A 23431-nucleotide genomic window follows, 5' to 3' on the forward strand; every position below is an offset into this window, starting at 1 on the left:
GATTATTCATTGCCTTTCCCCACTACCCGGTCCTTTGTTGCAAGAAAAGCCACCGCTCCGGGTTCTGACACAGTTGTGAACCGGGGCGGGGCTGTTACTCTTGCAGATATGCAAAGGGAGTTTTTGCGATGGTATCGCGTGTCATACCGGTGGATCCGTTTGACCTAGTGATTTTCGGCGGAACGGGCGATTTGGCCCGGCGCAAGATTCTGCCCGCGCTTTTTCGGCGGTTCTGTGCCGGGCAGATGGGCACCGACGCGCGTGTCGTCGGCGCAGCGCGCACCGAGATGGACAGCGCCGCCTACCGCGAGTTCGCACGCGAGGCGATTACAGAGTTCGATGACAATGAGGAATGCGCGGCAGAGAGTCTGGACGGGTTTCTGGAGCAACTGAGTTACATCACTTTGGATGCGCGCGGTGACACTGGCTGGCAGGCAATGAAAGCCGCGATGCGCGACGGGCCAATTCAGGCGTTTTATTTCTCGGTCGGGCCAGGACTCTTTGGTGATCTGGCCGAGCGTTTGCATGCCTATGAAATCGCGGGCCCCGACAGCCGGATCGTTGTGGAAAAGCCGTTTGGCCGCGATCTCGCTTCGGCACAAGCATTGAACAAGGGGTTGGCCAAGCATTTTGATGAAAGCCAGATTTACCGGATTGATCATTATCTGGGCAAGGAGACGGTCCAGAACCTGATGGCGATCCGGTTTGGCAACACCTTGTTCGAGCCGTTGTGGAATGCGCAATATGTCGATCACATCCAGATTACGGTGGCCGAGTCGGTCGGGGTGGGCACACGCGGCGGATATTACGACAAGTCCGGCGCGATGCGGGACATGATGCAGAACCACCTTATGCAGCTGCTGTGTCTCATTGCGATGGAGCCACCTGCCAAATTCGACCCAGCGGCCGTGCGCGACGAAAAGCTGAAGGTGATACGCGCGTTGGAGCCGGTCGATGCCGAAGATGTCGTGCGCGGGCAGTACGAGGGAACCGGCGAGTTGCCGGGGTATCGCAATCAGGTCGAGAACCGCGATACGCGCACGGAAAGTTTTGTGGCGCTCAAAGCGCGTATTGGCAACTGGCGTTGGGCGGGTACGCCGTTTTACATCCGCACGGGCAAACGGCTACGCGCGCGGGCCAGCGAAATTGCTGTGGTGTTCAAGGACGCGCCGCATTCCATTTTTGGCGCAGATGCAGGGCGTCACCGCAATATCCTGACGATCCGGTTGCAACCGAACGAAGGGATTGAGCTGGGTGTGACGATCAAGGAACCGGGGCCGGGCGGCATGCGTTTGGTGGATGTGCCGCTGGATATGAGTTTCGCCGAGGCCTTGGGACCGGATAGTGCTGACTTTCCTGATGCTTATGAACGGCTGATCATGGATGTGGTGCGCGGTGATCAGACATTGTTCATGCGCGGCGACGAGGTGGAAGCGGCGTGGGCATGGGTCGACCCGATTATCGACGCATGGCAGGAGGTCGAGAGCGATCCGATCCTGTATGCTTCGGGCAGCTCGGGGCCAGACGATGCGCTGCGACTGATGCACAAAGATGGACGGCGCTGGCGGGAGATTAAGCCATGAAACTTGTCGAATATGCTGACAGCGAAATGATGGCGATGGCCCTCGCCGATATGATGGCGAGCGAATTGCGCGCGGCGCTGCGACAGCGTGACCGCGTTCTGCTGGTGGTACCGGGGGGTACGACACCGGGACCGGTATTTGACGATCTGTGCGGCGCGCGTCTGGAATGGGAACGGGTGGATGTTCTGCCCAGCGATGAACGCTGGCGACCCGAAGCGCATATCCGCTCCAACGCGCGGCTGATCCGAGAGCGACTGTTGGTAGAAGAGGCGGCGTCGGCGCGCCTGTTGCCGATGTATGCCCGCGACCGCACCCCCGAGGATGCAGTAGGTGATCTGGCCGAGGCGATGGGCGCGAGCCTGCCGATATCGGTCCTGTTGCTGGGTATGGGGGCAGATATGCACACCGCATCCCTGTTTCCACGCGCTGACAATCTGGCACTCGCGCTGGAACCCGGCGCGCCGGTTCTGGTGCCGCTGAATGTCGCAGGAGAGCCGGAGCCACGGGTCAGCCTGTCGGCGCGTGTTCTGAATGACGCCATGTCCAAGCATCTGATCATAATCGGCGATGCCAAGAAGGCGGCACTGGAACGCGCGCGGGGGCAATCGCCTGAGGTCGCCCCGGTGGCGGCCGTGATGGATGACCTGACGGTACATTGGGCGCCGGAATAGGGGTGCATATGTGGGATAGACTGAAATCACTACATGACGGGCAGCAAAACAGAGATATTCTATCGCTCTTTGATGATCAGACACGCGCCGAGAAGTATTCTGTCCTCAGCGATGGGTTGCTCTTTGACTACTCCAAGACGCTGATTGACGCGGATGGTCACGCCGCGCTGATTGATCTGGCAGAGGCTCGCGGTCTCGTTTCGCGTCGCGATGCCATGTTCTGTGGTGATGCGATCAATGAAACCGAAGGGCGGGCGGTGCTTCACACGGCGCTGCGCAATCAGTCAGGCGGCGCAGTTAAGGTGCGCGGCGTGGATGTGATGCCGGGCATACGCGAGACACTGGCGCGCATGCGGTGTTTTGCCGAAGAGGTGCGGAGCGGTGCCTTTGCCGGGGCGGGCGGGCCGATCACGGATGTGGTCAACATCGGTATTGGCGGGTCGCATCTGGGGCCGGAAATGACCGCCCGCGCGCTGGGCCCGTACCATGATGGGCCACGGTGTCATTTCGTGTCGAATGTGGATGGTGCAGATATATCTGGCGCGCTGACGGACCTTGATCCGGGGCGCACACTGGTAATCATCGCATCCAAGACGTTTACCACCATCGAAACGATGACGAACGCGCGCACGGCACTTGACTGGATGGCACGCGGCGTCGACACGCCGGGCGATCAATTCGTGGCGCTCTCTTCTGCTTTGGACAGAACTGCCGAGTTCGGGATTCCGCCCGAACGTGTGTTCGGCTTTGGCGATTGGGTCGGTGGGCGGTATTCGATCTGGGGGCCGATTGGGCTGTCGTTGATGCTGGCGATCGGGGCAGAGCGGTTCGAGGACTTCCTGAGCGGCGGCGAGATGATGGATCGCCATTTCAAAACGGCCCCACTCGCGGACAATATGCCGGTTCAGCTGGCTTTGGTGGGGCTGTGGCATCATCAGGTCTGCGGCTATCCGACACGCGCGGTACTGCCCTATGATCAGCGTTTAGGCCGCCTGCCAGCCTATTTGCAGCAATTGGAGATGGAATCGAACGGCAAAAGCGTGGCGATGGATGGTGCCGCGCTGACCGGTCCCAGTGGTCCCGTCGTCTGGGGCGAGCCGGGGACGAATGGGCAGCATGCGTTTTATCAACTTATCCATCAGGGAACGCAGATTGTTCCGTGTGAATTCATGGTCGCGGCAGAAGGGCACGAACCAGAACTGACGCATCACCACAGGTTATTGGTGGCCAATTGTCTGGCGCAATCAGAGGCGTTGATGCGGGGGCGCAGCCTGAAGGACGCGCGGGCACTGATGGCGGCAGCAGGGTTCGAGGGGGATGATCTGGAGCGACAAGCACGGCATCGGGTCTTTGCTGGCAATCGTCCATCGACAACACTGGTTTACGACCGGCTAACGCCCAAGCGTTTGGGCCAGATCATCGCGCTCTATGAGCATCGCGTGTTTGTCGAGGGTGTTATTTTGGGGATCAACTCATTCGATCAGTGGGGGGTCGAGTTGGGTAAAGAACTGGCCAAGGCGTTGCAGCCAGTTCTGGAAGGGCAGGCGTCGGCCAAAGGCAAGGACGGATCAACCAGGCAGCTTCTTAGCTTTGTGCAATCCAATACTGATCAATCCGCCCTCTGAGCCCGGAGCATTCGGGGGCGCCCCGGGTGTCTGCGGAGTTACTTGGGCACGAGCACGCTGTTGACGACGTGGATCACGCCGTTTGACTGATCCACATCAGAAATCGTCACGCGGGCGGCGTTGCCGGATTCGTCGTAGATGTAGACATTGCCACCTTTGACTTGTGCTGACAGGGCATCGCCTGAAACCGCGTTGAAGTGATAGAAACCATCACTGCTCTTGCGGGCCGCGGCGGCGATCTGTTCTGCTGACCAGTCCCCGGCAACCACATGGGCGGTCAGGACCTTTTGCAGCATTTCCTTGTTCTCAGGCTTCAGCAATGTATCGACCGTGCCCTCTGGCAGGGCGGCAAAGGCTGAATTGACGGGTGCAAAGACTGTGAACGGGCCGTCGGAGTTGAGCGTGTCCACGAGGCCAGCGGCTTTGACGGCGGCAACAAGGGTGGTGTGATCCGCCGAGTTTACGGCGTTTTCCACGATTGTCTTGTTTTCAAACATCGGCGCGCCGCCGACATCGGGGTTAGCGGCCAGCGCGGTCGTGGCGGTCAATGCAGCAGCGCAGGTGAGCGCGATAAAACGTTTATGTGTCATTTGGTTATCCTCCATGTTTTGCCCTTTTTTCGGGCTTCATGGGGGTAGACACGCGGATGGCGCTCCAAGAGTTTCAACGGCGGGAAATATTTCCGCTATTTAATGCGGAATGTCGAAATCCGGTGGGGCCAGCGTAAAGCCATCGAATTCAAAACCGGGTGAGACTGTGCAGCCCACAAGCGTGAACGCGCCGGTCGAGCGGGCCTTTTGCCAGTGCCCAGTCGGCACGATGACCTGTGGGACCTCTCCAGCGGACAGGTTGGGACCAAGAGTTTGCTCTGTTGCGGGGCCATCTGCGTCTGCCGCAAGCGTCAGAACCAGCGGTGCACCCGCGTAAAAATGCCATATCTCGACCGCGTCCACCTTGTGCCAATGATTGTCTTCACCGCCGCGCAGCAAAAAGTAGATCGCAGTGCCCGTCGCGCGACCCGAGCCGCCCGCGCGCCATGTTTCACGAAAATACCCGCCCTCTGGGTGCGGGCTGAGATCGAGATACGCAATAATCTGATCAGGGGTCATGGTGATTTGTCTGTCGAATGATGGTGCATTGCGACCTTGCGGCTTTGGCTTTGCAAAGGCAACGGGCATGAATCTGACCGAAACGGGACAATTGCGCGGAAAAGCGCGTAGGCAGTGGGCGGCATCACATTTTTTGGGAACCATTCTTCGGGGTGAGGCGTCGTCTTCTTATATAGCACGCGACGCGACCGGGGTGACCCCGTGCGCGCAGCAACGCACCCAATGTAGTGAGGAGCATCAAATGAGATACTGGACATATACGGCAGCAGCTGCCGCCATTCTTGGCCTTTCGGCCTGTGATACGATGACGTCGGAACAACGCACTGTTGCCGGTGTGGCAGGCGGTGCAGCCGCCGGGTTGATCACCGCCGAGGCACTGGGTGCGGACGATGACTGGCGTCTGATCTCTGCGCTCGCGGGGGCAGCCGCCGGTACAGTCGTCGCGCAGAACCAGCAGGCGAAGGTCTGTGCTTATGCGCGCGGCGACGGCACCTATTACGAGGCACCTTGCCCGTAGGATGATTTTCTAAGCATCGTACAGAAAAGGCGCGGCATCACTGCCGCGCCTTAATTCATTCGAAGCACCTGATGTCACTTACGTAGGATACTGCGTCCGGCATATTCCGCCGTTTCACCCAGCAATTCCTCAATGCGAATCAGTTGGTTATACTTGGCCAACCGGTCGGACCGGGCGAGGCTTCCGGTCTTGATCTGTCCGCAATTGGTCGCGACAGCGAGATCGGCGATCGTGGCATCCTCGGTTTCACCCGACCGGTGTGACATGACGTTGGTCATGCGCGCACGGTGGGCCATATCAACGGCTTTCAGCGTTTCGGTCAGGGTGCCGATCTGGTTGACCTTGACCAACATAGAGTTGGCGGCACCATTGGCGATCCCTTCAGCCAGACGGGTAGGGTTGGTCACAAATAGGTCGTCACCGACCAGTTGCACCTTGTCTCCGATGGCCTTGGTCAGCGCGATCCATCCGTCCCAGTCATCCTCGGCCATGCCATCCTCGATCGAGATGATCGGATAATCTGCAACAAGGGACGCCAGATAGTTGGAGTTTTCTTCGGAGGTTAGGGATTCCCCCTCACCTGCAAGAACATACTTGCCTTCTTTGAAGTATTCCGTCGCTGCACAATCCAGCGCCAGATAGATGTCCTCGCCGGGTTTGTAACCGGCTTTTTCGATGCTGCGCAGGATGAAATCCAGTGCTTCGCGGGTGGATGCGATGTTGGGCGCAAAGCCACCTTCGTCGCCGATCCCGGTGCTGAGACCCGCAGCGGTCAGCTCTTTTTTCAGCGTGTGGAATACCTCTGCGCCCATACGGATGGCGTCGCGGATGTTGTCCGCACTCACCGGCATGATCATAAATTCTTGAATATCAATAGGATTATCAGCGTGTTCGCCGCCATTGATAATGTTCATCATCGGCACGGGTAACAGCCGCGCTGACGTGCCCCCAATATAGCGAAAGAGCGGCTGACCGGTGTAATCCGCTGCCGCCTTGGCCACGGCGAGGCTGACGCCAAGGATCGCATTGGCGCCGAGGCGTGCTTTGTTCGCAGTGCCGTCAAGTTCGATCATGCTCATGTCGATGGCGACCTGTTCTGTCGCGTCCATTCCGACAAGCGCATCGGCGATCTCACCGTTGACCGAGGCTACGGCCTCGAGGACGCCTTTGCCCAAATAGCGGTCTTTGTCACCATCGCGGCGCTCGACAGCCTCATGCGCGCCGGTGGATGCGCCAGAGGGGACGGCGGCTCGCCCAATGGTGCCGTCCTCGAGGATCACATCGACCTCAATTGTCGGATTGCCACGGCTGTCCAGAATTTCGCGTGCGTGAATGTCGATGATCGTGCTCATGGGCGTGCCCCTCTTGGCAGAAATGGTTTGCATGTCCCCTAGCAAAGTTGCGGGCAAAAGGGAAAGGGCCCGATTGTCTCAGCCTGTTTTCTGGCGCCGGGCCAGACGACGTTCGCGCACGAAGGTATATAGACCGGATGCGATGATCACCGCGGCACCGATCAACGTCCAGTCATCCGGGCGCTCACCCAACAGCAGCATCCCCAACAGCAGCGCGAAAATCAGCCTTGAGTAGCGAAACGGAGTGACAACAGCCACGTCGCCGATACGCATTGCGCCGACAATGGCGTAATAGCCGACCACGCCGAACACCATCGCGCCGCCGAGGATTGCCCAATCGCGGGGTTCCGGTGTGACCGCCCCGCCGCTGAGTGTCAGCATCAACAGGCCGGTCGGCAGCATGATTGCGAAGGCATAACATGACATCTGCATCGTACTGACGTTTGCGGGCGCGGCGCGCGTGGCCAGATCGCGAATGGCCAGGCCGACCACGCCCATGACAGCCCAAAGTGATGCTGGCTCAAACCCCTCAAGCCCCGGCCGGATAATCATCAGCACACCCATGAATCCGATCAGAATCGCGGCCCAGCGTCGCCAGCCAACCGCTGCGCCCATAAACAGGGCGGCACCGAGCGTGACCGCGAGCGGTGTCGCCTGAAGGATCGCCGCCGCTGATGATAACGACGTAAGTGCGATTGCCGTGACATAACCCACTGCCGCGATCAGCTCGCCCACGTTGCGCAGCATGACAGGTTTAGAGAACGCAACGCGCGAGAAGGCAGACTGCCCCTGCACCTGTGCGCTAATTCCGAAAATGAGGGCACCGGCCGTACCCAGCATGGCCAATAATTGCCCTACCGGCATGGCATCGGACAGCAATTTGATAAAGTAGTCCTCGACAGCGAAACCCGCCATCGCAAAGACCATAAGCACGCCGCCGTGCAGGTTGTCGCGCCATTCCATTTGAATTCATGCGTCCAATGTGACCCAGATCGGCACATGATCCGACGGCTTGTCGCGGGCGCGGATATCCTTGTCGATCTGGCAGTCGGTCAACAGGTCCGCGCATTGCGGGCTAAGCAGGAAATGGTCGATGCGGATGCCGTCATCCCGATTCCACGCGCCGGCCTGATAATCCCAGAACGTGTAATGGCCCGGTCCCTGAGTACGGGCGCGGAACGCTTCGGTGAAACCAAGGTTCACGATACGACGGAACGCGGCGCGGCTTTGGGGCAGGGCAAGCGCGTCCTTTGCCCACGCTTCGGGGCGCTTGGCATCTTCGTCCTGCGGAATGATGTTATAGTCACCTGCCATCAGGAAAGGTTCTTCGATTGCCAGCAATGCCTGTGCGCGGGCCTGCAATCGCTCCATCCAGGCCAGCTTGTAATCGTATTTCGGTCCGGGCGTCGGGTTGCCGTTGGGCAGGTAAAGGCCGCAGACCCGCACCGGGCGCTGGTCACCTATCACCGTTGCTTCGATCCAGCGGGCCTGTTCGTCACTGTCATCGCCGGGCAGACCGCGCGTGACGTCTTCCAGCGGCAGCTTTGACAGGATGGCGACGCCGTTGAACCCTTTTTGCCCATGGGTTTCGACGATGTAACCGCGATCCTCAAAGATCTCGCGCGGGAATGCCTCGTCGACCGATTTGATTTCCTGCAGCAGAATCACGTCGGCGTCGGCTTCATCCAGCCAGTCGGGCAGGGCGTTAATGCGTGCCTTGATCCCATTGATGTTAAAGCTCGCGATTTTCATGGGATCACCTCTCTGTCGTGTTTCTCTATCGCGCACGGAAAGCACAAGAGCAAGCCGTTCAGGCGGCGGCGTGACCGAATCAGGATTAGCGCAACTCAGTTGATTGTGCCGAGCGCCACTGATTCGTGCTGCCGTGATACGTGAGTGCTAAAAGTTATCCACAGAAAAACACGTTTAAGTAGTAATTTTATTTGAAAACCAGCGGCGCTCCGCTGCTGTTTCCAGCGTCGTGTTGAAAAAATTTTCCTTGGGTGATTTGAATGAAAAATAAATATAATCAATATGATGTAGCGTAGATTTGTCCGGTATGTAGCGGTGGCTTAGGGCGGTCCCTGTTCATAACTCTCTTGGCAACACAATTTAAACGTGTAATCGTTTTCGTGTCTGCAACTACAATCTGGGGAGATTGAAAAATGACTGCACAACTTAAAGAAGTATTCGAAGCCAACCTGACAAACTACGACGAAACCGCCAATCTGCATGATGGTTCGGCTGTCGAGGCGTTCACCTCTTCGCTCGGTCCTGTGATGGGTGCTGATGCGGGTCTTGGTGACGCAACCGAGATGTTCACTTCATCCTTGGCACCGACCGCACGCGGCGACGCCCGGACTGGCGACGCGACAGAAATGTTCACCTCATCGCTCAGCCCATCGGCCCGCAGTGAAAGCCAAACAGGTGACGCCGTGGAAATGTTCACTTCATCGCTGGCACCCCGTGCCGAAGGCGATGCGGCTACCGGCGATGCTGTCAGCCTGTTCACATCTTCGCTGGCGACAGCGAGCGGCGAAGCAGTGGGCGCATTCACCTCGTCCCTGAGCCCGCGCAGTGATGCACATGCCGAAGACGGTGACGCAGTCGAGATGTTCACTTCGAGCCTGTGATTGTGGATCGGAACGGGGCAGTTGCCCGCACGCTGGAAGGAAAGACCGATATGGAAAACGTCGTCCCGCTCAATACCCCGTTCCATCAACGCAGCAAGGCCGCACGCCAGGCGGCCTTGCTTCGATCCTTTGCCAGTCATCGCCGCAGCGGCGATGATGTTTTCTGGCTCAAGGAAAACGCCGAGGCGCTGAACATTCTGGAATGCACTGGTGCACGTCCCGCTCCGAGTGATCTGGAAGTTTATGCCGCGTTCTACGAAGACATCGAACGCCGGATGGAGTTTTTCCCACAGTATTACCGCTTTTTGCTCTCGCTTTGCCTCGATCTGGAAGATCTGGCAGGTGCGGGCGATAAGGGTCAGCGTCTGGCAGAGTGGGTGGCCCGCGAGGGGCTGGCCCAAGCCGAACTATCTGACTTGCAACGTGGCGAGGCGCGCCGCCTGTGCGCCCGGCGCGGTATCGACCCGCTGATCAAGGACGCAGGCCTAGGTGACAGATTGCGCGAATTCGCATCCCGCTCTGATACATTCGCGATGCCGAACAAGAAAGCCGCGTATGAGTTGACGCATATCGTGTTCTACCTTTCGGAATATGGTCGCCGCGATCCTGACCTGCCCGATGCGGCGATTGACAGCCTGATTTTTGCAGGCACTCTGGCATTTTTGGATTTCAACGTCGATCTGCTGGCAGAGATCTGCATCGCATTGCGCCATGCCCGCCAGACCCCGCCGGAAGTGTGGGAAATCTGGCTGACGCAGCAAACCCGCTGTTTTTCCATTACCGCGGATGCCGCTGCACCGCTGGGCGACGATTACCACGAATATCTGATGCTGAACTGGTTCATGGCCCAATCCGGGCAGGGTGGGTTTGCCGCCCAAGTGCCCGAAGGACGGGTTAGCTTTCGCAGGACACGCCCGCGTTCGGGACCGCTGCGCGAGTTGTCAGAATGCATCTACTCCATGGGCCGCACCCGATCTGGTGACTGGGAGGCGATGCGCGAAACCGTATCTGCGCGCCTGTCGCACGAAGCACACGCCGCGCTGGTGGCGGCAGAGGGTGCAAGCGACCGTTTCGGCCAGTTTTTCGCCGGGTTCGCGCGGGTCAATCTGCGCGAGGTGCGGGCATGATCGCCGCGCGGGCCGGTGGGGTGGTGTTGACGGGCGTGGCGCTGACGGCGATCTATACGTTCCTGATTTCGGGTGCGGATGCGATCACCAAGATGTTTGCAGCCTCCTACGCCGCACCACAGCTCTTTGCACTCTCGGGCGCGGTGGTGGCGGGGCTGGCCATGATGGTGAACCGGCGCGGACCGGCGCGACGCGACATGCGAACCAAGTGCCCGCGCGCGATGGGTATCCGTGTGACGGCGACGGTGTTTGGCGCCGTAGCGTTTTTCTACGCGTTCCGTCTGCTGCCTTTTGCCGAGGTGTTCCTCTTTATCGCGATGATCCCGCTATTTACCGCGCTTCTGTCCGGCCCTGTGTTGGGAGAGGCGGTGCGCCCTCAGGCATGGGCGGCGTTGATGCTGGGTGTCGTCGGATTGCTTTGCCTCTTTCCGGGCGGATTCGAAACGATACAGATGGGGCATTTGGTGGCGTTGGCTGCCGTGTTGTTGGGAACCGCATCGATGATGGCCTCGCGCTATATCGGGGTCCGTGACGACAACCTGTTGAGTCAGGTTTTCTATCCCAATCTGGGCCTGATGGTGGTCAGCCTTGCAGTGTTACCGTTTGTCTATACGCCCATGGCGCTTGCAGATCTGGGCTGGGCAGTGGTCTATGCCACCGTCCTGTTCTTTGCGCGCTGGGTTCTGGTCGCTGCGTTCAAGGCATTGCCTGCCTATGTGATCACGCCTTTGATGAACCTGCAATTCGTATGGATGGTCGTGCTGGGGGCTGCGGTTTTTGGTGAAACGCCTAGCAGCTTTGTCTATCTGGGCGCGGGGATCGTCATTACGGCCGGTATCTGGTTGATCTATGATCAGGCCGCCGCCCGCAATGAAATTCGCCCGATATGGCTGCCCAAGAAGGCGCGCGTGTTCCCGGCAGAATGATGGATCATTCGCCGGGGGCGATGGATACCAACATTCGTGTCACATCGAAAACGACGTGCCACATCCGCATGAACTGCTGGCATTCGGGTTCTCGATGACGAAACGCGCGCCGATCAGTTCTTCTGTGAAATCAATCGTGGCACCGGTCAGGAACGGCAGGGAAATGCTGTCCACAACAACCTTTTGCCCTAACCCTTCGAGGATCAGATCATCCGCGGCAGGGGCATCAAGCTTGATCTCATACTGGAACCCGGAACAGCCGCCACCTTCGACAGCGACGCGCAGAGCTTGACCCTGATCGCCTGCGCCGATCTCGTTCAGCCGCTCGAATGCGCGGGTGGTGACATTGGGGGGCAGGTTCATCGCACTCTCCTGATGTGCCAGCGATAAATGACAGCAGCGGTTTCGCTGCCGTTGTGATTGCAATATATGTGGGATGGGAACAGGCGACAAGGACCAGCGAAGATGACCGCGTGTATTGCGGCCAGCCCCGAACGTTCGCGCGGACGGCTGGTGAAAGAAGAAGAGAGCCTGTTTCGGTCCTGCTATCAGCGTGATCGCGACCGGATCATCCATTCCAGCGCCTTTCGAAGGCTCAAACACAAGACACAGGTGTTCGTTGAACATGAGGGCGATTATTTTCGCACGCGACTGACACATTCCATTGAGGTGGCGCAGGTTGCGCGAACGATCACCGGCGCGCTGGGACTGAACCCTGAGCTGACCGAGGCAGTGGCGCTGGCGCATGATCTGGGCCACACACCGTTCGGCCACACGGGCGAAGATGCGCTGCATGCGCTGATGGCGCCCTATGGCGGGTTCGATCACAACGCGCAGGCGATCCGTATCGTGACGATGCTGGAGCGACACTATGCTGAATTCGATGGTTTGAACCTGACATGGGACACGCTGGAAGGTATCGCCAAGCACAACGGTCCGGTGATAATTCCGACGGGGAGCGATCTGCCCTATGCGCTGGCCGAGTATAACGCCCGACATGACTTGGAACTGCATACCCACGCCAGTGCCGAGGCGCAGGTGGCGGCATTGTCTGACGATGTCGCCTACAACAATCACGACCTGCATGATGGGCTGCGCGCGGGGCTGTTCACCGAAGAAGAAATCGCTGAATTGCCGATTATCGGTGATTGTTATGCCGAGGTTGACCAGAACTATCCCCGGCTGGATGCCTACCGACGACGACACGAGGCGCTACGCCGCGTTTTTGGCGTGATGGTGGCAGATGTGATCGAAACCTCGCGTGCGGTGATCGCGGAATCCGATCTGGCAGACTCAGCTTCGGTGCGGCATCTGGGGCGACCTGTAATCAAGTTCTCCGACGAATTGTGGCGCGATCTGAAGCAGATACGGGATTTCCTCTTTACGCGCATGTACCGCGCGCCGTCGGTGATGTTGAAACGCGCGCAGGTCACGCAGGTCGTCAACGACCTGTTCCCGTTTTACATGGAATGTCCCAGCCATTTGCCGCAGCGCTGGCAGACAGATGTGGCGGCAGCCGGAACAACGCAGGCGCTGGCGCGTCTCGTTAGTGATTATATTGCCGGGATGACGGACCGGTTCGCGCTGTCGCAGCACGCTCGGCATTTGGGCGGGCCGGGCGGCGCCGGTTCCTGGGGGGATAAATAACATGGCAGCGGAAGCGGTGGCAGACGGAACAATTCCGGCGGTTATGGCCTTTGCACTGGTTGGCGTTCTGGGGGTCGGCGCGCAATGGGTCGCGTGGAAGATGCGGATGCCCGCCATCGTGCTGATGCTGATTGCGGGCCTCGCGATCGGGCCGGGTCTGGGCCTGTTCAACCCCGAGCGTGACATTGGTCCGTTGATGGGGCCGATGATCAGCGTGGCCGTGGCAATCATCCTGTTCGAAGGCGGTATGACGCTGAACCTGCACACCTTGCGCGAGGCTGCGGTGGGTGTGCGGCGATTGGTGATCATTGGCGCGCCGGTGGGTTGGCTGCTGTCGGCATTGGCGCTGCATTTCGTGGCGGGCCTGAGTTGGGCCAGCTCGGCGGTGTTTGGTGGGATCATGATCGTGACCGGCCCGACGGTGATCGCGCCGCTCTTGCGGCAGGCACGTTTGCAGCGACGTCCGGCGCAGCTGTTGCAATGGGAGGCGATCGTTAACGATCCTATCGGTGCGCTGGCTGCGGTGCTGGCGTTTGAGGTGGTGTTGATCACTGCGGCTGCAAACACGTTCGGCGATGCGGTCTGGGATATGGCAAAGGGGATCGGGATTGCCAGCGCGTTGGGCTTGGCTGCTGGTTGGCTGATTTCCGAGGCATTCCGTCGCGGTCGGGTGCCGGAATACATGAAGGTGCCGGTCCTCTTCGCGTTGTTGCTGCTGATCTTTGCGCTGTCCGATTACGTGCTGCACGAAAGCGGGCTGTTGGCCGTAACGATCATGGGATTCTACATCGCGAATGCAGGACTGCCCAGCTATACCGAATTGCGCCGGTTCAAGGAACACGCGACGATCCTGCTGGTGTCGGGTGTGTTCATTCTGCTGGCGGCGTCGATGGATCTGGAACGACTATCGTTGCTGGGCTGGCGCAGCGTGTTGTTTCTGGTCGTCGTGATCGTGCTCGTGCGGCCCGTAACTGTGCTGAGTGCGCTGGCATTCAGCAACGTCCCTATGCAAGAGCGGCTGTTGGTGGCATTCACCGGGCCACGCGGCGTGGTGCTGGTGGCTGTGGCCGGGCTGTTTTCCGAACGACTGGTGGCTGCGGGCTTTGAGGATGCGGGTCTGTTGACGCCGCTGGCCTTTGCTCTGGTGGCAGCGACCGTAGTGTTGCATGGATTTTCTCTACGTCCCATGGCGCGGCTCGTGGGGCTGGCGGGCGGACATATCCCCGGCGTGATATTCGCTGGCGGTTCGCAGTTTTCGACGTCGTTCGCCACGGCGCTGCGCGAGTACGAAGTGCCGGTGCTGGTCGCCGATCCGAACCGCGCCCGGCTACGCAGCGCACGCGAGGCAGGTTTGCCGATCTATGTCGGTGACATCCTATCCGACGGGGCGGAAAAAGGGGTGGAGTTCATCAGCTTTGGCCGGATCGTGACGACATCCGACAATGACGCCTACAATACGCTGGTTGCCACGGATCTTGCGCCGGAATTCGGGCGCGAGAACGTTTTTCAGCTGAAACGCGCGAAGCAGGACAGCCAGCGTCATGCCTTGCCTGCGACACTGGGAGGGCGGGTGGTCTGTGGCGGGTTGCGGTATCTGGAAATCGCGCAGCGCATGACCAACGGTTGGTCCGTGCGCGCCACCAAGCTGTCAGAAGAGTACGGTCTGAGCGATTGGCAGGCGGATAATCCGGATTCCATCCCGCTGGCGGAATTGGTCGCCGGACGGGAGCTGCGCCTGCTCGATCACAAGGCGAAGCTGCGCGGAGAGGCCGGAATGCACCTGCTGGCGTTGTCGCCTCCACGCGAGAAGGATCATAATGGCGCGCCCGAAGAGGCGGCAGCGGATTGACGCGGCGCGCGGGGCTGTTAAACCACCTCGCGACGCAAAGGATGACCCGATGAACCTGTTTACTGAGATCCGCAGCGCGGTGATTGACGCTCTTGATGTGCTTGAGGCCGACGGGGTGCTGCCCTCCGGGTTGGACAATGCCAACGTGACGGTGGAGCCGCCTCGCGATCCTGCGCATGGCGATATGGCAACCAACGCTGCAATGGTTCTGGCCAAACCCGCGGGCAAGAAGCCGCGCGATATTGCCGAGGCACTTGCTGCACAGCTATCCGCCGATCCGCGCATCACCTCTGCCGAAGTGGCGGGGCCGGGGTTCTTGAACCTGCGACTGGCGGATGAGCAGTGGCATGGCGTCCTGCGGGCCGTACTGGCGGCAGGAGCGGATTTTGGCCGTTCCGACATGGGGCAGGGGCGGCGCGTCAACGTGGAATATGTCAGCGCGAACCCGACCGGGCCCTTGCATGTGGGGCACACCCGCGGCGCGGTCTTTGGCGATGCTTTGGCGGGCCTGCTGGATTTTACCGGCCATGACGTTACCCGTGAATACTATATCAATGACGGTGGTGCGCAGGTCGATGTTTTGGCGCGGTCTGTCTATTTGCGCTATCTGGAAGCGCACGGGCAGGCGGTCGCGTTTGAGGATGGCACCTATCCCGGCGACTACCTGATCGCCGTGGGCGAGGCGTTGAAGGCCAAGGTCGGAGATGCCTATGTCGACCGCCCCGAGTCCGAATGGCTGGTTGTTGTGCGTGAGTTTGCCACTGATGCGATGATGGATCTGATCCGCGCGGATCTGAAGGCGCTGGGCGTCGAGATGGACATGTTCTACAGCGAAAAGTCGCTTTATGGCACTGGTCGGATCGAGGCGGCGCTGGAGGCGCTGGATGCCAAGGGGCTAATTTATGAAGGCGTGCTGGAGCCGCCTAAGGGCAAGCTGCCAGAGGATTGGGAGCCACGCGAACAGACGCTGTTCAAAAGCACCGAACATGGCGATGATGTAGATCGTCCGGTGAAGAAGTCGGATGGCGGGTGGACCTATTTCGCGCCTGACATCGCCTACCATTATGACAAGATTACCAGAGGCTTCGACGCGCTAATTGATGTGTTCGGCGCGGATCATGGTGGCTATGTTAAACGGATGAAGGCGGCTGTATCGGCGCTGTCAGATGGGCAGGTCAGTCTGGATGTGAAGCTGACCCAACTGGTGAAGCTCTATAAGAACGGCAAGCCGTTCAAGATGTCAAAGCGCGCGGGTACCTTCGTGACGCTGCGCGACGTGGTTGACCTTGTTGGGGCGGATGTGACCCGCTTTGTTATGCTGACGCGCAAGAACGATGCGCCGCTCGATTTCGACTTTGACAAGGTGCTGGAGCAATCCAAGGATAACCCGGTCTTTTACGTGCAATACGCCCATGCGAGGGTGTGCAGTGTGATGCGCAAAGCCGAGGCCGCTGGCATCGACGTCAATGATGATGTTCTCGCCAAGGCGGAACTGGAGCGTGTCAGTCACGAGGCCGAACTGACTTTGGCCCGCAAAATCGCGGAATGGCCGCGGTTGGTGGAAATCGCAGGGCGCACGAACGAGCCGCACCGCGTTGCTTTTTACCTCTATGATCTGGCCAGTGATCTGCACAGCCTATGGAACCGGGGACATGACCATCCCGAGTTGCGCTTCTTGCAGGAGAGTGATTCGGTTACAACACAGGCGAAAATTGCTCTCGCTCGGTCTGTGAATGTTGTTATTTCTGCAGGTCTTGGTATTCTTGGGGTCACTCCGGCTGACGAGATGCGGTAAACCGCGCAAATGCCGGGGGATATGAGGCAGCAATCATACACCCCGGCGACTATGTATCGCTGGTGGCAAAGAGGCGAGACATGGCAGAGATTTATGCGGACCGTCACCCGGACTGGGGTGCGTCTGAAACCAGTGGTTCATTTTCCAAGATCACCTATGTACTCGGCTCGCTTGTTTCGATCGGGTTGATCGTGGGCCTCGGATTATGGGGTTACAAGCTGCTGGTGAGAGACGTCAGTGGTGTGCCAGTTATTCGCGCCGCCGAAGGTCCGATTCGGGTACAACCCGAGAATCCGGGCGGAGAACAGGCGCTTAATCAAGGGCTGTCTGTGAATGATGTCGCGGCGGTTGGCGCCGCCGGTCAGACCCCTGATCAATTGATCCTGGCTCCGGCGCCGCTGGATCTGAGCGACGAGGATGCGCCCAGCACGTGGGCTTCGACGCAATCTGATCAAATGGTTCAGCAGGCGGCAACGCAAGCACCCGAAAAAGAACCGACAGCAGTACCCATGGATGACGCGGGTATGCTGGCGCTGGCCGACGCACTGGCTGACGGTGTCGAGCCTTTGGGCGAGGTCGCCCCCCCGCGCGAAGCGGAGGACGAAGAAGAAGCTCTCCAAACGCAGATCAAGGTCGTCAAGGGTGGTATTGGCACCTCGCTAAGGCCCAAGGCGCGTCCCGTTACGCTGTCGCGGGTTGAAACGGTTGCGGCAATCGACGATCTGGCAGGGCCGCGGGATATAGACCCGGATACAATCGCGCCGGGGACGCGGCTGGCACAGTTGGGGGCGTTCAAGACCGAAGAAATCGCGCGTGAAGAGTGGACACGACTGGCAGGCAAGTTCGAGGATTACCTGACGGGCAAGGATCGTGTGATCCAGCGCGCCACCAGCGGCGGGCGCACCTTCTATCGCCTGCGCGCGATGGGGTTCGAGGATCTGGGCGATGCGCGCCGGTTCTGTTCCGCGCTAGTCGCAGAGAAAGCGGAATGCATCCCGGTTGTTACCCGGTGAGGGCATGGGGTGCGACAATTCTGGATGCGACCGGATATCGGTTGAGTCCAGAGGAAAAATCCTTTTTCGCGCAGGTCGATCCGTTCGGGTTTATCCTCTTTGCCCGCAATATTGATACGCCGGATCAGGTGCGCGCGCTATGTGACGAGATGCGCAGCGCCGTTGCCCGGGACGTACCGATTACCATTGATCAGGAAGGCGGACGAGTGCAGCGCCTGCGATCACCGACATGGCGCGAGTGGTTACCACCTCAGACCTTGATTGAGCGCGCAGGCGGGCAGGCGGCAGAGGCGCTATACCTGCAATACCGGATCATCGCGTCAGAACTATATGCGCTGGGGATCGACAGCAATTGTGCGCCTCTGGTGGACGTCGCTGTGCCTGCAACCCATGCGTTCCTGAGGGATCGCTGCTATGGGACCGAGCCGGGCATTGTCGCTCTGATCGGGCGCGCCGTGGCTGATGGGCTGCTTGACGGCGGTGTGTTGCCGGTTCTCAAGCATATCCCCGGACATGGCCGCGCACAGGCGGACAGCCATTTGGACCTGCCCGTGGTCAGTGCCTCGCAGACGGAACTGATCGATTGCGACTTTGCCCCGTTCAAAGCGCTCAATGATCTGCCGATGGGGATGACGGCGCATCTGGTCTATGATGCCATCGACCCGCGTCCGGCGACGACATCACCTGTGATGATGCAGCTTATCCGTGACGAGATCGGCTTTGATGGACTGATTATGACCGACGATATCACGATGAAGGCCCTGACTGGCACATTGCCCGAGATCACGCGCGCCTCTCTGGCTGCTGGCTGTGACGTGGTGCTGTGCTGCAATGCCTCGCTGGAGGATCGTCGGGCCGTGGCAGACGCTGCTGGCCATATGACGCAACGCGGCCAGCGCCGTGCCGAAGCGGCCCTGAAGGCACGCAAAAGCCCCGATGAGGTTGACATTCCTGCGCTGGAGGCAACACTCGCCGCCATGATTGCAGGGCAGGGGCATGTCTGAGGACGATTTCGAGGATCCAAACACACCACAGCGTGTCGCCGACCGTGTGGCGGCCGAGGCACTCATCGTGGATGTGGATGGGTTCGAGGGGCCGCTTGACCTGCTATTGACGCTCAGCCGCACGCAGAAGGTGGATCTGCGCAAGATCAGTATTCTGCATCTGGCACGACAGTATCTGGCCTTTGTCGAAAAGGCGCGACAGCTACGGATTGAGCTGGCCGCCGATTATCTGGTGATGGCCGCGTGGCTCGCCTTTCTCAAGTCGCGTCTGCTGCTGCCACCCGACCCCACCGAAGAGGGACCCTCGGGCGAGGAACTGGCCGCGCATCTGGCGTTTCAGCTAGAGCGTTTACAGGCGATGCGGGACGCCGCCGCGCGATTGATGGCGCGGGATCGGCTGGGGCGTGATTTCTTTGGCCGCGGCATCCCCGAAGAGATCGAGAAGACCCGGCGCATCACCTATACCGCGTCGCTTCTGGATCTGATGCAAGGCTATGCTCGTATACGGACGCGCGACGAATTTCGCCCCTACGCCATGGACCGCGATGCGATCTATTCACTGGATCAGGCATTGGAACGGATGCGCGGACTGATCGGGTTTGCCGGGACATGGACTGATATATCAACGTATCTGCCAGAGAGTTTCAGCACTGACGAGGCCCGTCGCCGATCGGCCACGGCCTCGACCTTTGCAGCCTCGCTTGAACTGGCCAAAGAAGGTCGGATCGAACTGCGCCAGTCAGAGGTATTCGCGCCGATTCAGTTGCGTCGCAAGGATTAGAATTATGAGCGAAGACGCTGACAACACACCGGAAAGCCTGTTCGAAGCCCCCCCGATGGGGGAACAGGAACGCATGATCGAAGCAATCCTTTTTGCCAGTGCTGATCCGGTGACGGTCCGCGAGTTGAACGCACGTATGCCGCATGGCAGTGACGCCGCCGAGGCGCTCGTGCATCTGCGCAAGCGCTATGAGGGGCGCGGGGTGACATTGATGCGCGTGGGCGACGCCTGGGTGATGCGCACGGCCCCGGATCTGGGCTATCTTATGCAACGAGAGACAGTTGAAACACGCAAACTGAGCCGTGCCGCAATCGAAACTCTGGCAATCATCGCCTATCACCAGCCAGTCACCCGCGCCGAGATAGAGGAGATACGCGGCGTGTCAGTCAGCCGGGGCACGGTGGATCAGTTGCTCGATATGGAGTGGATCCGGTTTGGTCGTCGCAAAATGACGCCGGGCCGTCCGGTAACTTTCGTTGTGACGCAGTCCTTCCTCAGTCATTTTGGTCTGGAAAGCGCACGCGATTTGCCGGGATTGAAGGAGTTGCGGTCCGCCGGACTGCTGGACAGCAGATTGCCGCCCCTGTCGATGCCGGGGAGCGAGGCGGGCGACGACGACTCTGACGAAGGGATGATGCCTGACGAGGACCAAACCGAACTGTTTGAGGAATAGCGGCGGCTGCCCTGAAAATTCCTTGATTGTGTGCTATGTCCATCCTCAGAGGAAAACCGAGGAGGGCGCAATGAACGCCAATCAGATAATCAGCATGGTAATGCGCATGGTCATGCGCCGCCTGATGCGCGGTGGTGTGAACGCGGGCATGGACGCCGTGGGCAAACGGATGAACCGTAGCAAAGGCGGCACAGAACCGCGCGCGCAGGCACCAAGCCCTGAGAGCAAAGAAACCCAGAAGCGTATGAAGCAAACCATGCGTATGACGCGTAAAATAGGCCGGATGTAACTCGGGCGTTCAGCTACTTCTGAAGTGCTTTGACAGCTTGAGCCCCTGACCTTGGTAGTTCGAGGCCAACGCGGCGCCGTAAAGGCGCGCGGGCATCTGCGACATTCGCTCATAAACCAATCGACCGACGATTTGCCCATGCTCCAGCACAAAAGGCGCCTCGTGACAGCGGACCTCCAGCACCCCTCGAGAGCCGATCCCGTCGCTGGAATGGCCAAAGCCGGGATCAAAAAAGCCCGCGTAATGCACCCGAAATTCACCAACCATCGCCAAGTATGGGGCCATCTCTGCGGCGCAATTAGGGGGGATGGTGATCGCTTCGCGGCTCACCAATATGTAGAACGCGCCCGGATCGAGGATGATGCGCCCTTCGGATGTATGGATCTCTTCCCAGAACTCTGCCGGATCGTAGTGGCCCAACTTGTCTAAGTCGACCACGCCGGTGTGCGGTTTGGCACGATAGCCAACCAGATCGCCGCTGGCGGGTTTCAGATTGACCGAGAAGCCCAGCCCGTCGGAGATCACCGGCTCGCCTGACACGATTGGTACGGTCTGGTGCAGTTCGTGCAGTTCCTCGTCCGAGAGGACAGTCTTGCCAACGCGAAAGATGATCTGGTTCAGCATTTGCCCCGTGCGCGCAACGACAGAGAAGGAGCGTGGGCAGATTTCGACATAAAGCTGGCCATGATAGCCATCGGGAACGCGATCGAATTCAACGCCGTTGTCGGTAATCACACGTGTCAGAAGATCGAGCCGCCCGATGGAAGACTTGGCAGAGGCCGCGCCCGAGATACCGTCAGGCAGCGCCAGCGTCTCCATCAGGGGGACGACGTAAACGCAGCCCTTTTCCAGCACGGCACCGCGTGTCAGGTCCATTTCGTGCATTCCGAAATCGGACAGTCGATCGGTTACGGTTGCCGATTTTCCGGTCAGAAATGACGCACGCACGCGGTAGGCGGTCGTTCCCAGCCGCAGATCAAGTGACGCTGGCTGGATTTGGCCATCAAGGATCGGGTTCGTAGCGGCGATGTTACCCGCATCAATGAGCACCTGCATCTGGCTGTCACAGAGTACGCCTGTCGGCAGGTTATTATCGGCTAGGTCTGTCATAGGTATCCCCTGAAACGACAAAACGCCCGCAGGCTGGACCTGTCGGGCGTTTCGATCTTGGTCGGGCTAGCAGGACTCGAACCTGCGACCTTCCGTCCCCCAGACGGACGCGCTACCAGGCTGCGCCATAGCCCGACTTTGCGCGTTACATACCTGTTTTGAGCGCGGGGACAAGAGGTAATTCCCAACTTCCATGCTTAGGACTGCGTGCCCGAGGGGGGCGACGTATGCAGGGCGCGCAGACGGTCGGCCAACGCGCTCAGCGCGGCTGCCTGCGCGGGCGTAGCACGGGGTAGCGCCGCAAGGGCGCTCAGAGCCGAGGGCGTGTGCTGTAGTTCATCATCCTCGGGATCTGACGGAGTGGAAATTGGCGTGGCGCGCGGTGCTTCAGGTGTATCGCTGGACACGGGCTCGGGTACGGCTTCGGGTTCCGGGTCTTGCGCGGGCTCTGACATTGCTGTTTCGTCGGTCGTCGCTTGCTCGGGCTCCGCTTGCGATTGTTCATGCGTCGGCGCTGGCTCGGGCTTGGTCTCTGCCTTTGTTGCTGTCGCGTCTGGTTCGTCTGGGACGTCGTCGTTGGTATCGGCGGTGGCCGAATCATCGTCGTGCTGTGGAGCCCCAGCATTTTCGACGACCTCCGGTGCGTCCGGGCTGTCATTCTCTGGCTTTGCGCCGCCTTCTGTCTGAACGTCGTCGGCATCTGCACCGCGTTCCTCAAGGCTTTTCTTAAGAAAGCTGGGCATCCCATGCGTGCCGCCTGAGGGCGTGACAGGTGTCTGCTCTGGTGGCACCGTTGCGGCAGGTGTGTCGGCATCCGTGCTGATGCCGGACGAAGTGTGTTCCTCCTGCGGCTCGGTGCTGTCGGCTGCGACAGTCGGCTCGGCTGTGTCCGGGGCAGGCGGGGGGGGCACGTCAGTATCGGCTGAGGCGGCAGGTTCTGTCGACGTGTCAGGCTCGGTTGTGTTTGCGCCCGCGCTATCCGAAGTGGTCGGCGCTGTTTCTTCTTGCGGTTTGTCCCGCTCAAAGTTCAGAACTTTGCCCTTTGGCTCGGCCTCATTATCCGGCACATCAAGCGCGATCCCGCTGATTTCCTGCCCATCGTCGGCATTGGCATCGAGCAGCGGGGATAATGCGGAAACTTCTTTAACACCTTGCTCGCGCAGGATTTTCTGCACGCCTTTGATGGTCATCCCATCTTCGTGCAAAAGTTTGCGGATACCGCCCAGCAACTGCATGTCGGCAGGTCGATAATAGCGTCGCCCGCCGGCGCGCTTGACCGGTTTCACTTGCGTGAATTTGCTTTCCCAGAATCGCAGCACATGCGCGGGAATACCCAGCCAGTCGGCCACTTCGCTGATGGTACGAAAGGCATCGGCGGATTTCGCCATGATCCCGCCTTAGGCCTTGTTCCCGGCGGCAACGCGATCTTTCATCAGGTGTGATGGCCTGAAGGTCAGAACGCGGCGCGGGTTGATAGGCACCTCTTCGCCAGTCTTGGGGTTACGCCCGACGCGTGCAGATTTCTCGCGGACCGAGAACGTGCCGAAGGACGATATCTTGACTTGCTCGCCGCGAACCAGCGCATCGGACATATGATCCAGAACACTTTCAACCAGCTGAGCAGAGTCGTTGCGCGACAGGCCAACTTCGCGAAAGATCGCTTCGCTCAGGTCCATGCGCGTCAAGGTTTTGTCACTCATTCCGTCCCCCCGTTTTGTTTTCTTCAC

At 59.6% G+C, this 23431-nt stretch carries 24 protein-coding genes and 1 tRNA gene; 15 read left to right on the forward strand and 10 right to left on the reverse strand.

Translation table 11 applies throughout. The features are described 5' to 3' along the window. Positions 1-128 precede the first annotated feature (128 nt). Genes zwf through pgi form a run of 3 tightly spaced genes read left to right on the forward strand, consistent with a single transcriptional unit; the run spans position 129 to position 3879 of the window. A complete protein-coding gene (gene zwf, locus N7U68_RS01310) occupies positions 129-1583 on the forward strand; it encodes a glucose-6-phosphate dehydrogenase (protein WP_263047980.1) in 1455 nt (484 codons plus the stop codon). Continuing rightward, positions 1580-2254 (forward strand): 6-phosphogluconolactonase, encoded by a 675-nt coding sequence (gene pgl / locus N7U68_RS01315; RefSeq protein WP_165192520.1) that lies wholly within the window; start codon positions 1580-1582, stop codon positions 2252-2254. The genes zwf and pgl overlap by 4 nt, the downstream gene beginning before the upstream one ends. Before the next feature lie 8 nt (positions 2255-2262). Beyond that, a complete protein-coding gene (pgi, locus tag N7U68_RS01320) occupies positions 2263-3879 on the forward strand; it encodes a glucose-6-phosphate isomerase (protein ID WP_263047981.1) in 1617 nt (538 codons plus the stop codon). A 38-nt stretch (positions 3880-3917) separates the two neighbouring features. On the opposite strand, the gene N7U68_RS01325 is transcribed toward pgi, so the two are convergent. After that, a complete protein-coding gene (locus N7U68_RS01325; RefSeq protein ID WP_165192518.1) occupies positions 3918-4469 on the reverse strand; it encodes a fasciclin domain-containing protein in 552 nt (183 codons plus the stop codon). A gap of 99 nt (positions 4470-4568) precedes the next feature. Further along, positions 4569-4988, reverse strand: coding sequence for a cupin domain-containing protein (locus tag N7U68_RS01330; protein ID WP_263047982.1), 420 nt, complete (start codon positions 4986-4988; stop codon positions 4569-4571). A 241-nt stretch (positions 4989-5229) separates the two neighbouring features. Between N7U68_RS01330 and N7U68_RS01335 the strand changes: the two genes are divergently transcribed. Next, entirely contained in the window at positions 5230-5505 is a 276-nt protein-coding gene (locus N7U68_RS01335; protein ID WP_165192516.1) for a YMGG-like glycine zipper-containing protein, read from the forward strand. A 74-nt stretch (positions 5506-5579) separates the two neighbouring features. Here the strand turns inward: N7U68_RS01335 and eno are convergent, their stop codons facing one another. The 3 genes from eno to xth all read right to left on the reverse strand — a co-directional run bounded on the left by eno (position 5580) and on the right by xth (position 8609). Beyond that, positions 5580-6857: a phosphopyruvate hydratase gene (eno, locus tag N7U68_RS01340; protein WP_263047983.1), complete on the reverse strand. Its 1278-nt coding sequence runs from the start codon at positions 6855-6857 to the stop codon at positions 5580-5582. A 78-nt stretch (positions 6858-6935) separates the two neighbouring features. Beyond that, entirely contained in the window at positions 6936-7820 is an 885-nt protein-coding gene (locus tag N7U68_RS01345; protein WP_165192514.1) for a DMT family transporter, read from the reverse strand. Positions 7821-7826: 6 nt separating this feature from the next. Then, the gene (gene xth, locus N7U68_RS01350) at positions 7827-8609 is read right to left on the reverse strand and encodes an exodeoxyribonuclease III (protein ID WP_165192513.1); all 783 of its coding nucleotides are present in this window, start codon (positions 8607-8609) and stop codon (positions 7827-7829) included. 413 nt (positions 8610-9022) lie between these two features. Between xth and N7U68_RS01355 the strand changes: the two genes are divergently transcribed. Genes N7U68_RS01355 through N7U68_RS01365 form a run of 3 tightly spaced genes read left to right on the forward strand, consistent with a single transcriptional unit; the run spans position 9023 to position 11543 of the window. Beyond that, the gene (locus N7U68_RS01355) at positions 9023-9490 is read left to right on the forward strand and encodes a DUF6749 family protein (RefSeq protein ID WP_263047984.1); all 468 of its coding nucleotides are present in this window, start codon (positions 9023-9025) and stop codon (positions 9488-9490) included. Between the two features lie 50 nt (positions 9491-9540). Then, entirely contained in the window at positions 9541-10617 is a 1077-nt protein-coding gene (locus N7U68_RS01360) for a DUF6902 family protein (RefSeq protein ID WP_165192511.1), read from the forward strand. After that, positions 10614-11543 carry a DMT family transporter gene (locus N7U68_RS01365; protein ID WP_263047985.1) on the forward strand — a complete coding sequence of 310 codons (930 nt, stop codon included), beginning with the start codon at positions 10614-10616 and terminating at the stop codon, positions 11541-11543. The genes N7U68_RS01360 and N7U68_RS01365 overlap by 4 nt, the downstream gene beginning before the upstream one ends. A 39-nt stretch (positions 11544-11582) precedes the next feature. On the opposite strand, the gene N7U68_RS01370 is transcribed toward N7U68_RS01365, so the two are convergent. Then, positions 11583-11906, reverse strand: coding sequence for a HesB/IscA family protein (locus tag N7U68_RS01370; RefSeq protein ID WP_165192509.1), 324 nt, complete (start codon positions 11904-11906; stop codon positions 11583-11585). Positions 11907-12008: 102 nt separating this feature from the next. On the opposite strand from N7U68_RS01370, the gene N7U68_RS01375 reads away from it, so the two are divergent. The 8 genes from N7U68_RS01375 (at position 12009) to N7U68_RS01410 (ending at position 20594) form a co-directional block, all read left to right on the forward strand. Beyond that, positions 12009-13190 (forward strand): deoxyguanosinetriphosphate triphosphohydrolase, encoded by a 1182-nt coding sequence (locus N7U68_RS01375; protein WP_165192508.1) that lies wholly within the window; start codon positions 12009-12011, stop codon positions 13188-13190. Between the two features lies 1 nt (position 13191). After that, positions 13192-15039, forward strand: a complete 1848-nt coding sequence (locus N7U68_RS01380) for a cation:proton antiporter (RefSeq protein WP_263047986.1) — start codon at positions 13192-13194, stop codon at positions 15037-15039. Between the two features lie 49 nt (positions 15040-15088). After that, a complete protein-coding gene (gene argS, locus N7U68_RS01385) occupies positions 15089-16834 on the forward strand; it encodes an arginine--tRNA ligase (protein ID WP_263047987.1) in 1746 nt (581 codons plus the stop codon). Positions 16835-16914: 80 nt separating this feature from the next. Beyond that, positions 16915-17847 (forward strand): SPOR domain-containing protein, encoded by a 933-nt coding sequence (locus N7U68_RS01390; protein WP_263047988.1) that lies wholly within the window; start codon positions 16915-16917, stop codon positions 17845-17847. Further along, positions 17823-18851, forward strand: a complete 1029-nt coding sequence (gene nagZ / locus N7U68_RS01395) for a beta-N-acetylhexosaminidase (protein ID WP_263047989.1) — start codon at positions 17823-17825, stop codon at positions 18849-18851. The genes N7U68_RS01390 and nagZ overlap by 25 nt, the downstream gene beginning before the upstream one ends. Beyond that, complete coding sequence (locus N7U68_RS01400) at positions 18844-19632, forward strand: segregation and condensation protein A (RefSeq protein WP_263047990.1); 789 nt, start codon at positions 18844-18846, stop codon at positions 19630-19632. Before nagZ ends, N7U68_RS01400 begins: the two co-directional genes overlap by 8 nt. Positions 19633-19636: 4 nt before the next feature. Beyond that, entirely contained in the window at positions 19637-20305 is a 669-nt protein-coding gene (gene scpB / locus N7U68_RS01405; protein WP_263047991.1) for an SMC-Scp complex subunit ScpB, read from the forward strand. Positions 20306-20375: 70 nt separating this feature from the next. Continuing rightward, positions 20376-20594 (forward strand): hypothetical protein, encoded by a 219-nt coding sequence (locus N7U68_RS01410; RefSeq protein ID WP_263047992.1) that lies wholly within the window; start codon positions 20376-20378, stop codon positions 20592-20594. Between the two features lie 9 nt (positions 20595-20603). On the opposite strand, the gene N7U68_RS01415 is transcribed toward N7U68_RS01410, so the two are convergent. The 4 genes from N7U68_RS01415 to ihfA all read right to left on the reverse strand — a co-directional run bounded on the left by N7U68_RS01415 (position 20604) and on the right by ihfA (position 23404). Continuing rightward, positions 20604-21704, reverse strand: coding sequence for a 2'-deoxycytidine 5'-triphosphate deaminase (locus N7U68_RS01415; RefSeq protein WP_263047993.1), 1101 nt, complete (start codon positions 21702-21704; stop codon positions 20604-20606). A gap of 58 nt (positions 21705-21762) precedes the next feature. Then, positions 21763-21839, reverse strand: a tRNA-Pro gene (locus tag N7U68_RS01420). 62 nt (positions 21840-21901) lie between these two features. Then, positions 21902-23092 (reverse strand): MerR family transcriptional regulator, encoded by a 1191-nt coding sequence (locus N7U68_RS01425; protein WP_263047994.1) that lies wholly within the window; start codon positions 23090-23092, stop codon positions 21902-21904. Between the two features lie 9 nt (positions 23093-23101). Beyond that, entirely contained in the window at positions 23102-23404 is a 303-nt protein-coding gene (gene ihfA, locus N7U68_RS01430) for an integration host factor subunit alpha (protein ID WP_165192499.1), read from the reverse strand. Positions 23405-23431 lie beyond the last annotated feature (27 nt).

The organism is Roseovarius pelagicus (genome assembly GCF_025639885.1).
In the GTDB taxonomy this organism is placed as follows: Bacteria; Pseudomonadota; Alphaproteobacteria; order Rhodobacterales; family Rhodobacteraceae; genus Roseovarius; species Roseovarius pelagicus.